General features: G+C 60.8%; 10 protein-coding genes and 1 pseudogene. 4 read left to right on the forward strand and 7 right to left on the reverse strand.

Features of this window, described 5'->3' with window-relative positions; genetic code table 11:
• Positions 1-1075, reverse strand: a 1075-nt coding sequence (locus AO240_RS19890) for a PLP-dependent cysteine synthase family protein (RefSeq protein WP_099238577.1), incomplete at its 3' end; no start/stop codon positions are given.
• Between the two features lie 216 nt (positions 1076-1291).
• Between AO240_RS19890 and nhaA the strand changes: the two genes are divergently transcribed.
• The 3 genes and pseudogenes from nhaA to AO240_RS29390 all read left to right on the forward strand — a co-directional run bounded on the left by nhaA (position 1292) and on the right by AO240_RS29390 (position 4306).
• Positions 1292-2467, forward strand: coding sequence for a Na+/H+ antiporter NhaA (gene nhaA, locus AO240_RS19895; protein ID WP_099238579.1), 1176 nt, complete (start codon positions 1292-1294; stop codon positions 2465-2467).
• 216 nt (positions 2468-2683) lie between these two features.
• Positions 2684-3448, forward strand: a pseudogene (locus AO240_RS29385) (MCP four helix bundle domain-containing protein); the annotation flags it as partial.
• Complete coding sequence (locus AO240_RS29390; protein ID WP_371918661.1) at positions 3443-4306, forward strand: methyl-accepting chemotaxis protein; 864 nt, start codon at positions 3443-3445, stop codon at positions 4304-4306. The pseudogene AO240_RS29385 and the gene AO240_RS29390, both read left to right, overlap by 6 nt.
• Positions 4307-4422: 116 nt before the next feature.
• On the opposite strand, the gene AO240_RS19905 is transcribed toward AO240_RS29390, so the two are convergent.
• The 6 genes from AO240_RS19905 to dinG form a co-directional block, all read right to left on the reverse strand.
• Positions 4423-4887 carry a glycine zipper 2TM domain-containing protein gene (locus AO240_RS19905; protein ID WP_056857494.1) on the reverse strand — a complete coding sequence of 155 codons (465 nt, stop codon included), beginning with the start codon at positions 4885-4887 and terminating at the stop codon, positions 4423-4425.
• 265 nt (positions 4888-5152) lie between these two features.
• Positions 5153-5800: a pyridoxamine 5'-phosphate oxidase gene (pdxH, locus tag AO240_RS19910; RefSeq protein WP_099238581.1), complete on the reverse strand. Its 648-nt coding sequence runs from the start codon at positions 5798-5800 to the stop codon at positions 5153-5155.
• Between the two features lie 27 nt (positions 5801-5827).
• Positions 5828-7000, reverse strand: coding sequence for an OmpA family protein (locus tag AO240_RS19915; protein WP_099238583.1), 1173 nt, complete (start codon positions 6998-7000; stop codon positions 5828-5830).
• A 144-nt stretch (positions 7001-7144) separates the two neighbouring features.
• Entirely contained in the window at positions 7145-8290 is a 1146-nt protein-coding gene (locus AO240_RS19920; RefSeq protein WP_099238593.1) for a serine hydrolase domain-containing protein, read from the reverse strand.
• A gap of 82 nt (positions 8291-8372) precedes the next feature.
• Positions 8373-10670, reverse strand: coding sequence for a beta-galactosidase (locus AO240_RS19925; protein WP_099238585.1), 2298 nt, complete (start codon positions 10668-10670; stop codon positions 8373-8375).
• 98 nt (positions 10671-10768) lie between these two features.
• Entirely contained in the window at positions 10769-12913 is a 2145-nt protein-coding gene (dinG, locus tag AO240_RS19930; protein WP_099238587.1) for an ATP-dependent DNA helicase DinG, read from the reverse strand.
• A 99-nt stretch (positions 12914-13012) separates the two neighbouring features.
• Here dinG and AO240_RS19935 point away from each other — a divergent pair, with 99 nt between their 5' ends.
• Complete coding sequence (locus tag AO240_RS19935) at positions 13013-13477, forward strand: CopD family protein (protein WP_099238589.1); 465 nt, start codon at positions 13013-13015, stop codon at positions 13475-13477.
• Positions 13478-13562: the final 85 nt, after the last annotated feature.

Consider the following 13562-nt stretch of genomic DNA (forward strand, 5'->3'; position numbering starts at 1 on the left):
CCGTTGGCGGCAGCGGCTCGCCGCGCTCGACACTCGCAGCGACAGCCGCAATCAAGCCGCCCAGCTCATACCCCTGCCCCGACAACCAGGCTTGATCATAATAGGTGGTGGCATACCGCTCCCCACCGTCACACAATATCGCCACGATCGAACCTGACTCACCCGCCGCTTTCATCTGCTGCGCGGCCATCAGGGCGCCAATCAAGTTCGTCCCACTGGACCCGCCAACCCGCCGCCCCAGGCGCTCAGCCAAATAGTGCATCGCCGCCAACGACAGCGCGTCCGGCACCTTGACCATCGCATCAATCACCTTGGGCAGAAACGACGCCTCAACCCGTGGCCGACCGATGCCTTCAATACGCGAGCCGCAATCCAGGCGCAGGCTGGCGTCACCACTCTGGTAAAAGTCGAAGAACACCGAGCGCTCGGCATCGGCGCACAGCACGCGGGTGCAATGTTGGCGATAACGCACGTAACGCCCGAGCGTCGCGGTGGTGCCGCCGGTGCCGGGGCTGGAAATCAGCCAGCTCGGCTCCGGATAATGTTCAAAGCGCATCTGCTGGAAGATCGACTCGGCGATGTTGTTGTTCGCCCGCCAGTCTGTCGCCCGCTCGGCGTAGGTAAATTGGTCCATGAAATGCCCGCCACTTTCCTGCGCCAACCGTTCGGACTCGGCGTAAATCTGCGTCGGATCTTTCACCAGATGGCTCTTGCCACCATAAAAGGCAATCTGCGCGATCTTTTCCTGGGACGTGCTGGCGGGCATCACCGCGATAAACGGCAGGCCGAGCAAACGCGCAAAATACGCTTCCGAAATCGCCGTCGAACCGCTGGACGCCTCGATCACCGGGGCTCCGGGCTTGAGCCAACCATTGCACAGTGCATACAGGAACAGCGAACGCGCCAGCCGATGTTTCAGGCTGCCGGTGGGGTGGCTGGACTCGTCCTTGAAGTACAACTCGATACCCGGCAACCCCGGCAATGGCAAAGGGATCAGGTGCGTGTCGGCGCTGCGCTGAAAATCCGCTTCGATGATGCGAATGGCGTCGCAGGCCCAGGTACGGTGGTCGTTCATAAGGTGCGTCTCTGAAGATTTCAGCCCCAATTTTAGGGCGTTTCCTACACTGCACACAGATACAGTAACCACGCAATTGGACACACAATTGCCGGGCGTTAACGCAACACAGCGCCTGCCCTGCGCTTATAACAAATAAGAATATAACTTTTGTTTTAACAACTAACCGTACGGGTTAGGGTACGCCCCTATTGAACTCGGATTGGAGAGCATCCCTTGCCTCTGCGTAGCACTTTCACCCGTTTCTTCCAGCTGGAGGCCGCCAGTGGTCTGCTGTTGATTGCCGCTGCCGCGTTGGCGCTGATCATCAACAACTCACCGCTGTCGCACCTCTACAACGCCTTTCTTGAGGTGCCCGTGGTCGCGCAAGTGGGCGCGCTGCAAATCGCCAAGCCTGCACTGCTGTGGATCAACGATGGCCTGATGGCCCTGTTTTTCCTGCTGATAGGTCTTGAGGTCAAACGCGAGCTGCTTGACGGCCACCTGTCCAAGCCGTCGCAAGTGGTGTTGCCCGGCGCAGCGGCGATTGGCGGCATGGTCGTGCCTGCGCTGATTTACTGGGCGATCAACAAGGATTACCCCGCCGCGCTCGCAGGCTGGGCGATTCCGATGGCCACCGACATTGCCTTTGCGCTGGGCGTATTGGCCTTGCTGGGCAAGCGCGTGCCGGTGTCGCTGAAACTGTTCCTGATGACCCTGGCGATCATTGACGACTTGGGCGCGATCATCGTCATCGCCGTGTTCTATTCCGCCGACCTCTCCGGTGCCGCGCTGGCAGGCGCTGGCGCTTGCTTGATTGCCTTGATCGCAATGAACCGCCTGGGCGTGATCAAACTGGGGCCGTACCTGATCATCGGCCTGATCCTGTGGGTGTGCGTGCTCAAAAGTGGCGTACACGCGACGCTGGCCGGCGTGACCCTGGCCTTTTGCATCCCGATGCGCACTAAAAATGCCGAGCCCTCGCCGCTGCTCACGCTGGAACACGCCCTGCACCCGTGGGTGGCGTACGCCATTCTGCCGCTGTTCGCCTTTGCCAACGCCGGCGTGTCGCTCACGGGCGTTAGCCTGGAAAGCTTCACTCACCATGTGCCGATGGGTATCGCCGCCGGGTTGCTGATCGGCAAAACCATCGGCGTGTTCGGCCTCACTTGGCTGGCCGTGAAAACCGGCCTCTCCGCGCTGCCCAGCGGCGCCAACTGGGGCCAAGTGTTCGGTGTGGCTATCCTGTGCGGCATCGGCTTCACCATGAGCTTGTTCGTTGGCTCGCTGGCGTTTGTGCCGGGTGCCAGTGAATTCGCAGGCGAAGACCGCATGGGAATTTTGACCGGGTCGATCCTGGCCGCCTGCATCGGTTACGCGGTGACCGCGATGGCGAGTCGCAAAAAAACCTGAGCCCTCTGAAGCACCCCAAAAACCCCAGCCGGTCACCCGTCTGGGGTTTTTCTTTTCTGCCACCGAGATTAAGTCGACATTGCGCCTGTGCGTGCCTAAAGACTTTCAGCTTGCCGCCGACTAGCTGGTGTGGCGGGTGATGTGGCGACGTGAATGCCGCTTGAACCCCCCGCCGACACGGCTCATCAACGCGTACCCAGCCCGAGCGACAACCCCATGTTCCTGAGAAATATAAGAATCGCTGCCAGAGCCTTCATCGCCTTCGCCGCCATTGCGTCACTGAGTGTGTTTCTCGGCCTGTTCGCGCTCAAGCAGATTGGCGAAGTCCAGTCGCAGGCGGCCGACATTCAAAACAACTGGATGCAGCGCGTCAGGATCCTGGCCTTGGCGAACGCTTCGCTTGACCGTTTTCGCTTGGGCGAAATGGCGCACATCCTGTCGTCAAGCGACGCCGACATGCAGACCTATGAAGATAAATCCGCAGGCCGCCTGAAAAGCGTCAAAGAGCAGCTCACGCACTACGCGGCGCTGCTGCGCAACGCGGATGAAAAAGCCAAGCTGGAGGCGTTTAACCAAAGCCTGGATGCGTACGCGAAGAACCATACCGAGATGCTCAAACGCTCGCGCTCGGGCGATAAGGCGAGCGCCCGCGACTTTCTCAACAGCATTCGAGAAAGTTATGAGCAGATGACCAAGAACTTCGATCAACTGATAGACCTCGCCAACAAAGGTGCTGAACAGGCCGGCCAGACCTCCGTAAGCGCTTATGAACATGCGGTAGCCGGCATCAGCATCGTCATCCTGCTGGTGAGTGGCGGCACGATTCTGGTTGCCTGGCTGCTGACCCGCAGCATTACCGGCCCGATCATTGAAGCGGTGCATGCTGCCGAAACCATTGCCAAGGGTGATCTGACCCAGCCGATCAATCCAACCGGCAACGACGAGGCCACGCGCCTGCTCAAAGCCCAGGAGATCATGCGTAACAACCTGGTGCAGACCCTGCGGCAAATAACCGGCTCATCCAGCCAACTGGCGGCGGCGGCTGAAGAACTGAATGCGGTGACGGCCGAAGGTAGCCGCGACCTGCAACAGCAACATGGGGAAATCGAGCAGGCGGCCACAGCCGTCACCGAGATGACCACCGCGATTGAAGAAGTCGCAAGAAATGCGGCCTCTACTTCCGACCTCTCCCAAGAGTCGCGAAGCATCGCCTTGAAGGGCCAGCAACGCATGGTCGAGGCGCTGAACGCTATCCAGGCGTTGACCCGTGGTGTTGAAGTCAGCTCCGGGCAAGTGGGCGGCCTCGCCGAACAGGCCAAGGGCATCGGCAAAGTGCTTGATGTGATCCGCACCATTGCCGAGCAAACCAACCTGCTCGCGCTGAACGCGGCCATCGAAGCCGCCCGCGCCGGTGAAGCGGGCCGTGGTTTTGCGGTGGTCGCCGATGAAGTTCGCGCGCTGGCCCACCGTACTGCGCAATCCACCCAGGAAATCGAACAGATGATCGGCAGCATTCAGACCAACACTGCCAGCACCGTGCATACCATGCTCGACAGCAGCGCCATGACCCAGCAAACCCTGGCGCTGGCCGAGCTGGCACAACAGGCACTGGCGGATATTCTGGCGGCCAACAATGAGATCAACGATCGCAACCTGGTGATTACCACCGCGGCGGCCGAGCAGGCCGACGTAGCTCGGGCGGTCGATCGCAATTTGCTGAACATTCAGCAGTTGTCGATTCAGTCAGCCGAAGGCTCGACTCAAACCACTGCCGCCTCGCAATCACTGGCCAGCCTGGCCCATGAATTGAATACGATGGTCAAACACTTTCAGATTTGAGCCACCCACCTGTGGCGAGGGTGCTTGCTCACGTTGGGATGAGCAGCCCCGGCGCCTGAAACCAAAAAACCCCAACCGGTCACCCGGTTGGGGTTTTGTACTTCTACACCTGACGCTTAGCGCGTGACGCGGCTGGTACCGTTGACGGTCATGATGCGGACACGGTCGCCGATGCGGAAGATTTCGTTCTCTTCAACCGCCTGAACGTAAGCGCGCATGCTGCCGTCGTCTTCGCGAACGGTGATTTCCACGCCTTGGGTACGGGTCAGGCCTTCTTCAGTCGCAGAACCCAGCAGGCCACCGGCTACCGCGCCGATCACCGCGGTCACAATACTGCCGCGACCGCCGCCGATGGCACTGCCGCCAACGCCGCCAATGACTGCACCTGCGGCGCCGCCGATTGGGGTCTTGGTGCCTTCGATTTTCACCGGGCGCAAGGACTCAATGGTGCCCATGCGAACAGTCTGTACACGACGCGCCTCGTCTCGGGAGTACGAGTCGCCGGTCAGACTCGAGGCGCAGCCACCCAGCAGCAACGACAGGGTGGTAAAGCAGGCAACTAGTAAAACGGACTTACGCATAGCATCAACTCCAAAGGACAGGTGTTCATTAGACGCCGCAGCTTGGCGCCTGTCACGGCAAGCACGTCAGAAAATTGCTTTCATTCAGCCTTAGTACAGACTGTCAGCACCAGAAAAATCGACAAACGGTGACATTCACCTTGTTTCAATGAATGTCACGGGTCTGTTGACTATTCTAGTCGCGCAATCGCACACGCCCAAAGCCTCTTGCACAGAGACCTCGGTGTGGCGGGCAACATTCAGGCGGGATGATGAAAGGTCGCGCTCAGGGCGCCAAGCGCTCGCGAATCCATTCGTGCGCTTGCAGGCGGTAATTCAAGCGGTCATGCAGGCGGCTGGCGCGGCCTTGCCAAAACTCAATCCGCTCGGGCAGCAGGCGATAGCCACCCCAATGCTCGGGGCAATCGGGCTGGGTATCGCTGAAACGCTGCTCGGTGGCCTTGAGCAAGTCCTGCAATTGTTCGCGGTCACGAATGACTTGGCTCTGCGGTGATGCCCAGGCCCCAAGACGGCTGCCCAAAGGTCGAACCTGATAATAAGCATCCGACTCTTGCGGTGTGACCTTGACCACCCGCCCTTCGATGCGCACCTGGCGCTCCAACGTTGGCCAGAAGAACGTCATGGCCGCGTAAGGCTGCGCCGCAAGCTGTTCGCCCTTGGCGCTCTGATAGTTGGTGAAGAAGGTAAAGCCCTGCGGATCCAGGCCTTTAAGCAGCAAGATGCGGCAGTGCGGGCGACCGTCCTGGTCGACCGTGGCCAAGGTCATGGCATTGGCCTCCACCGGTGGCTGCTCGGTTTTCACCGCATCGCCAAACCACTGGTGGAACAGTGCAAACGGCTCGCTCGGGGCCTGGGCCTCGCTCAAACCGTCCCGTGTGTAGTCACGGCGCATATCGGCCAGTGCCTGGGTCATGCGGCTTTATCCTTGTGTTTCAACGGATCAGTTTTTCGCCTGGTCGTTTGAGGCTGGCGCGTCGGCCTTCGGCGCAGGTTTCTTCGCCGCAGGCTTGGCAGCAGCTTTTTTGGCGACTGGCTTGGCGGCGACTTTCTTGGCCGGGGCCTTTTTAGCCGGCACCGCTTTTTTCGCCGCAGGCGCTGCTACCGGTGCCGGCGCAGCTTGCACAGCGACCATGTCGGCAACCGGTGCCTTGCCCGAGTTGTACTTGCTCAGCAAGGCCAGCATGGTGGTGCGCTGAGTGAACATGATTTCCATGCGACGGTTCAGCGCACGGCCTTGGGTGCTGTCGTTGGCAGCCCGTGGCATCAGGTCACCCATGCCGCGCATCATCAGGCGATCCTGCTTCAAGCCACTGAGGCTGAAAATCGAAGCAATGGACTGCGCGCGCTCGCGGGTCAGCGCCTGGCTAACAGGCTCGGCACCGTTGGTGTCGACGTGGCCAAGTACCAGCACGGCAGTCTTCGGGTCACCTTCAACTGCTTTGGCAACACGGGTGAATGGGCCGAGGGTCACTGGCAACAGCATCGCCGGGCGTTTCGGGTTGTACGAGCCGTCAACCGGAGCGATCACGACCAGAACGTTTTCGCGACGCTCCAATTGCAGGTTGCTGTCCTTGATGGCGTCACGCAGGCGCGGCTCGTAGTCGTCGAGCCAGGCCTGAGTGATTTTCGGGTCAGGCATCTGCACATTGGTCACGTCGACCTTGGCCAATGGCTTTGGCTTGCTTTCGAACGGCCACCACCATTTGGCCTCGGTGTCGGTCTTGGCAACAACCGGGGCTGCGTCCGCCGTCGAAGCCGGGGTGGCGGCCTTGAGGTCGGCTTGCAGGTCGGCCTTGGCATCGGCGGCCTTTTCGTCGGCACTCTTGGTAGTGAACGGCCACCAGTTGAAGCCAGTGTCAGCCTTGGCGACCGGAGCCGGCGCGGCGGCAGCGGCAGGCGCTGGAGCAGCGGCGGCAACTGGCGCGGCAGGCTTGGCGCCAGCGGCTGGTTTGGCATCCGGCTTAACGTCGGTCTGGGTCACTGCGTCCTTGGTAGCGGCCTTGTCAGATCCAAATGACCACCAATGCCCACCTTCGGCATCACTTTGTGGTGTTTGTGCGCAGCCAGTAATCGTTAGGCACAGCGCCAGTGCCAAGGACTTGTTCGATAACATGAGGTATCCACACAATGAGAAAAAACCAGGGGGTCTCGATGACCCGTTAAACAGACGCTTACAGAACATTAAAGTAAGCACATTTCGTTCAGCGCCTTTCTTATACTTGCCTTTGTAACAAAAAAACGTGAAACAGCAAGCTCTTTACAGACAACCGGCCAATATTCTGACCAACTTCTGTGCACGCGGGTCCATAAGTACGTAAGGCCCGAGTGTATTAGTCACGAAACCGAACGCTACATCATGTTCCGGGTCGGCAAACCCCACCGAACCGCCGGCACCAGGATGCCCAAACGCACGTGGGCCAAGGCCGAAAGTGGCATTCGGCAGTTGCGCTTGATCCAACATGCAGCCCAAGCCAAAACGGGTTTGGGTCAATAAGGTTTTGTCCGGGCCGATACTGTGTTCGCGCGTCAATTGTTCGAGCATGTCGCTTTCCAGCAAACTACCGTCCAACAACCCGCTATAAAAACCCGCCAGGCTGCGCGCATTACCGTGACCATTTGCCGCTGGCTGCTGCATGCGCCGCCATTCGGGCTTATTAGTGCTGGTCAGAATTGACGGAGGGTTGGCAAATGCACGCGTGGTCATGGCCGCCGGTTCGCGCATCATAACTTGCAACACGCGTTGAGCGGCTTCATCGCCTTTATTGCCTTTGCTGCGCGCTATATGCGCAACACGGTAAAACTCTGCGTCCGCCAGGCCCACATGGAAGTCCAGCCCCAACGGGCGCGCAACCCGCGCCACAATCGACTCACCCGGCCCGCGCCCGTCGGCGCGGCGCAGTAACTCGCCAACCAGCCAGCCGTAGGTGATGGCCTCGTAGCCATGGCCTTGGCCCGGCGTCCACCACGGGGCTTCGGCCGCCAGGGTGTCGACCATCAATTGCCAATCGTACAGGGCTTCAACCGGCAGCAACTCGCGGATCGCCGGCAAGCCCGCCTGGTGGCAGAGCAACTGGCGCAGGGTGATGGCTTCTTTACCGGCCGCCGCGAACTCGGGCCAGTAGTTGGCGACCGGGGCGTCGAGTTGCAATTTGCCCTCGGCCACCAATTGCAGCGCGGTGACGGCGGTAAAGGTCTTGGTGCACGAGAACAGGTTGACGATAGTGTCGCTGTGCCAGGCCTCGGCACCGTCCTTGTCGGCGGTGCCGGCCCACAGGTCCACCACGGTTTGCCCGCCGACCTGGATACACAGCCCGGCACCACGCTCCTGCGGGTCGTCGAACAATGCGGCGAACGCTTCCCGCACCGCTTCAAACTGGAGTTCGTAATGACCCTGAATCTGCACCTGAACCGCCTCGGAAAACACTGTAAAAAGTGGCCGACATTGTTCCAGTCATTGTCGGTTTTGTGAACCCGTCAACGCTCAATCAATGGCCATTTCCAGAGTGCCCGCCGACATGCCCGGCACCCGGCCCCGCGGCTTTGCCTTGATGCCCCGCCTTACTGCCTTCACTTTCACGCGCAGCGCCGGCAGCCTTGGCTTTTTGCGCCTCTTTGCCCAGTTGATCGACCGCCGCCAGGTTGCTTTTACGCACGCTGTCGACGAAGCCCTGAAACGGCACGTCGGTGATGCCGACGAGGCCGAAGTGGCCGTTCTCGCCGTCGAGCAGACGACCGGTTACCGGCTGGTCCAGGTACTGGAACCAGTGCACGCCGACAATCGATGGCTCGGCCATGGCCTGCTTGAGGAAGTTGCTGTACGCCGCGCCCCGGTCTTCTTCCTTGGCCAACTGGGTCACGCCGCCCCAAAACGGGCCACGGTCCGCCGAGCCGAAGTTGAATTCGGTGATCAGTACCGGTTTGTCCAATGCGTGCAAGGCTGCAAAGTCATAACCGTCCTGGGGCTTGAGGGTGTACATGTTGAAGCTCAGCACATCGCAATACTGCGCGCAGGACGCCACCGCTTCCGGGGTGCTGACGGCGTAACGACCGCCCAGCAGCAACTGATTCGGCGCGTGCCATTTCAGCGAGTCGGAGATGGTTTTGAAATAGGCATCGGCGAAGGTCTTCTGGAAGTATTTGAAGTCGGCTTCGATTTCCGGGTGTTCAGGGTTTGGCATCGGCGGCTCGAACCCTGGGTCTTCCATCAATTCCCAGCCGGACAAATGGATGCCCCAGGCTTTCGACAGGCCTTCTTCGTTACGGTACTTGTCGCGAAGTTGCTTGAGGAACGCGCGTTTGGCCGGTACGTCGGTGGTCATGCGCAGGGTGCCGTAGGCCAGCGCGTAACGGGATTTTGCAGCGTCGCCGGGGCCGGCCCACGCCAGCTCGTTGTCGGCGAAAAAGCCGATCAGCCACGGGTCATCACGGTGATCGCGGGCAGCAATGGCCACAGCGCGTTCGGTGGCCATGGCAAAGCGCGGGTCGAACGGGTCGGGCATGCCGCCCCACCAATCGGTGCCGGTGCTGATGCTGGCGTAGTCACCGACAATCGACAGCGGCAAGGTGTAGGGCACGCGGTCGGCGCTGGCTAACGCTTCGTCGCTCCAGTTGCCCACGGTATTAAAACCCCAGGCCTGCAAGCGGTCGAGGGTGTGCGTGACCCAGCGCTTTTGGTCGAAGCCTTCGGTGCCGTACGTACGCTGCAGGTTGGCGCCGTAAAAATCGTACCAACGGCCCTGATTAAAGCCCCGGCCCTGATCGGCGCCGTTGCCGCCACGGTTATCACCACGGCCGTAGTACTTGTCGAACGGCTCGCCCGCCTTCGGCAGCGCGCCGAACATCCACTCGCGGCCAGCCACGTAGGTCTGGTTATTGTCCGGGGCCACGGTGTTGACGCCCAACGAATAGAACGGATGCCCTTCGGGCGTTACCAGGTACCAGCGACCGTCACGCTTTTCAGTGCGGAAAAACCCGCTGGCGTCGAACGCCGGGCCTTTGTTCCAACCGCCGTATTGGTCCAGGGAGGCTTTGTTGCGCTCAGCCAGCCAGCCCTTGAGCTGCTGTTGCTCCTTGGTCGCTGCGGCCTTGAGTTGCTCGTCGTTGCTGACTTTTTCCGGCCAGCGCGCGCGCGTGGATTGGCCATACGCATCGACCAGTTCGCTATAGGCGGCCTTCAGCACCGGCTCGCTGTCCTGCACACCAAAGCGTTCCAGCAGGATGCTCTGGGCGGCGGCGGGCTTGATCATCGACAGGCTGACCGACGCGACTTGGCTGCGGTCGATTGCCCCGGCGCTGCTGGCCAGCAATACACGCTGGCCATCCAGCGTGATCGGCATCGGCGGGCCGGCCTTCATGCCCTGGCTCAGCGGCGAGTTGGCTTGCAGCGGTATCAGCAACGTCTGCGCCGGGCCTGCTGGCAGGTCGACACGGCTGACCAGGGTCTTGCCGTCCGTGCTCTGCACTTTGACGTACAGGGTCAGCGCCCAGTCCATGGCACTTTGGATACGCAGGCTCATGGCGCCGGACTGCGACCAGTCCCACACGCCGGTCTGCGGGCTGAGCACCAGGCTCGGTTCGGCTGCCGGGTTAAACGTGATGCGGCGCAGCACCTCGCCTTCGGGCGTCTGTTCGGCATTGTATTGCGGCAGGCTGGCGTCCTGGGTCGCCACGTTGACCACATCGGCAGGCCGGACGAAGTTGAACAGCGTTTGTTGCCCGGCGGGCGCGGCCATCAAAGGCGCGGCGAACAGCAGGGCAAAAAGAGCGGGCAGCGTGTGAATCATACGAACAAGGTTCTCCCTGACGGCCGATGACTGGCCTGATGACACAAAATGTTGGCGGTGAGATAGACCACGCAGTGGGCGAATTCGCCCACGCGGGCTCAAGATATTTCGCGCCTGAACGGCGGCAAAGCATTAAGGATAGCTTTGCCATAGCGCTGCGTGACCAAACGACGGTCGAGCAAGGTGATGGTGCCGCGGTCTTCTTCGGTGCGCAGCAAGCGGCCGCAGGCCTGGACCAGCTTCAACGAGGCATCCGGCACCGAGATTTCCATGAACGGGTTGCCGCCGCGCGCTTCGATCCATTCGGCCAGCGCGGCCTCGACCGGGTCATCCGGCACCGAGAACGGGATTTTGGCGATCACCACGTGTTCGCAGTAAGCACCGGGCAAGTCCACGCCTTCGGCGAAGCTGGCCAGCCCGAACAGCACGCTGGAATCGCCACCATCAACCCGCGCCTTATGCTTGTTCAGGGTTTCCTGCTTGGACAGGTTGCCCTGGATAAACACCTGCTTGCGCCAGTCGCGGTCGAGTCCGTCAAACACGTCCTGCATCTGTTTACGCGAAGAAAACAGCACCAGCGTGCCGCGTGAACCTTCGACCAGGCCCGGCAAGTCGCGAATGATCGCGGCCGTATGCGCCGGTGCATCCCGTGGGTCGGCCTTGAGGTCCGGCACGCGCAGCACGCCAGCGTCGGCGTGGTGAAACGGGCTCGGCACCACCGCCGTGACGGCTTTTTTCGGCAGGCCGGCACGCATGCGGAAACGGTCGAAAGTGCCCAGCGCAGTCAGCGTGGCCGAGGTAACCAGGCAGCCGTAGGCGACGTTCCAGAGGTTGCGACGGAGCATTTCGGCCGCAAGAATCGGGCTGGCGTTGACCTCAATATCGAACAGCGCGCCGCTTTCCGACAGGGTCAGCCAGCGCGCCATGGGCGGATTGTCTTCCGGGTCTTCGACGGTAAACGCGGTCCATAGCTCCCAGTTGCCCTGGGAGCGCGACAACAAGCTACCGAACAGCGGGTACCATTCTTCGGCCTGGTTGCTGGCGATGCCGATATTGACTTCGCCATCCATGCCTTCTTTGAGCAGGTCGGTCAGGCGGGTAAACAGGTCGGTCAGCCGCGAAAAACCCTTTTTCAGCTCAATGCCCATTTCGCGCATGTGCTCGGGGATCAACCCGCCGACAAAGCGGTGACGTGGCCGCTCACGGCCTTCAACGTCTTCACCGGGCCTGAAGTCGGCAACCTGCTCGCAGGCGCTGAACATGAATTGCTGTTGGGTCTTGATCTCGCGCGCCAGCTCCGGCACTTGCTCGATCAGCTTGCCAAGGTCGCCAGGCAGCGGGTGCTGGGCGAGCAACTTGGTGAGGTTCTTGGCGGTGGTTTCGAGCCAGTCGGCGGTCGAGCGCAGGCGCGTGTAATGCGCGAAATGGCCGATGGCCTTGTCGGGCAGGTGGTGGCCTTCGTCGAACACGTAAAGGGTGTCGCGCGGGTCCGGCAGCACCGCGCCGCCGCCCAACGCCAGGTCGGCCAGGACCATGTCGTGGTTGGTGACGATCACGTCGACCTTGCCCATGCCTTCGCGGGCCTTGTAGAAGGCGCACTGGCCGAAGTTCGGGCAATGCCGGTTGGTGCACTGGCTGTGATCGGTGGTCAGGCGCGCCCAGTCGGCATCTTCCAGCGCGGTGGGCCAGCTGTCGCGGTCGCCGTCCCATTTATTGCCGGCGAGTTTCTCGATCATGCTGGTGAAGAGCTTCTGGCTGACTTCATCAACCTCAATCTTGAAGCCTTCTTCTTCAAACAGCGACGCCGTGGCGGTTTGCGCGTGACCTTCCTGCAGCAATACGTCGAGCTTGGACAAACACATGTAGCGGCCACGGCCCTTGGCCAGGGCGAAGGTGAAGTTAAGGCCGCTGTTGCGCATCAGGTCGGGCAGGTCTTTGTAAACGATCTGTTCTTGCAGGGCGACGGTCGCGGTGGCGATCACCAGGCGCTTGCCGGCGGCCTTGGCGGTGGGAATCGCGGCGATGCTGTAGGCCACGGTTTTACCGGTACCGGTACCGGCTTCAACGGCCACAATCGCGGGGTCGCCACTGCGCCGACCTTCGTCGTCGGTGTCGATATCCCCGAGTACCTTGGCCACTTCGGCGATCATCAGGCGTTGGCCGTAACGCGGTTTCAAGCTCTTGGCTTCGAGAAAACGCGAATAAGCGCCCTGGATCGTGGTTTTGAGTTCAGTGCTGATCATGGATAGTCGGGCGCAAAAAACGCTGGATAAATTTTCAGTGGTTCGGATCGGCCGCTATCATACCCCGCTAATTAATCCCGCGCAGAACGGAGTACTACAATGATCGCGTTTAGCCTCGCTTACACCCTGCATGTATTGGCCGCCCTGTTCTGGGTGGGCGGTATGTTTTTCGCCTGGATGATCCTGCGACCCGCCGCAATGACGGCACTTGAAGGCCCTGCCCGGCTAAAGTTGTGGGCAAATGTATTTCAACGTTTTTTTGTGTGGGTGTGGGTGGCCGTTGTGGTTTTGCCGATCAGCGGTGTGGGCTTGCTGCAACTGCGTTTCAGCGGGTTTGAAACCGCGCCGCGTTATGTGCAAGTGATGATGGGCTTGTACGTGGTGATGACGGCGCTGTTTATCCGCATTCAAGCGTTGAAGTTCCCGCAGTTGCGCGCAGCGGTCGCGGCTGAGGACTGGCCGGCGGGTGCGGCTGCGTTGGGGGAGATTCGCAGATTGGTGGGCATTAATCTGCTTATCGGCTTGGTGGTAGTGGCGATTGCTTCGGCTCGGCCGATGTTCTGAGGGCGCGCTTTTTGTGTGGCGGCGGGCTTGCTCGCGATGGCATCAACTCGGTAAGCCTGATGGTCCGAGGTGCCTGCATCGCGAG

It is taken from the genome of Pseudomonas sp. ICMP 460 (genome assembly GCF_002723595.1).
Taxonomy (GTDB): domain Bacteria; phylum Pseudomonadota; class Gammaproteobacteria; order Pseudomonadales; family Pseudomonadaceae; genus Aquipseudomonas; species Aquipseudomonas kitaguniensis.

Excerpts from the sequence above, each read along its gene's own strand:
- AO240_RS29390 (WP_371918661.1), top strand. The coding sequence starts at position 3,443 with ATGCGTAACAACCTGGTGCAGACCCTGCGGCAAATAACCGGCTCATCC.
- AO240_RS19905 (WP_056857494.1), bottom strand. The coding sequence starts at position 4,887 with ATGCGTAAGTCCGTTTTACTAGTTGCCTGCTTTACCACCCTGTCGTTG.
- pdxH (WP_099238581.1), bottom strand. The coding sequence starts at position 5,800 with ATGACCCAGGCACTGGCCGATATGCGCCGTGACTACACACGGGACGGT.
- AO240_RS19915 (WP_099238583.1), bottom strand. The coding sequence starts at position 7,000 with ATGTTATCGAACAAGTCCTTGGCACTGGCGCTGTGCCTAACGATTACT.
- AO240_RS19925 (WP_099238585.1), bottom strand. The coding sequence starts at position 10,670 with ATGATTCACACGCTGCCCGCTCTTTTTGCCCTGCTGTTCGCCGCGCCT.
- dinG (WP_099238587.1), bottom strand. The coding sequence starts at position 12,913 with ATGATCAGCACTGAACTCAAAACCACGATCCAGGGCGCTTATTCGCGT.
- AO240_RS19935 (WP_099238589.1), top strand. The coding sequence starts at position 13,013 with ATGATCGCGTTTAGCCTCGCTTACACCCTGCATGTATTGGCCGCCCTG.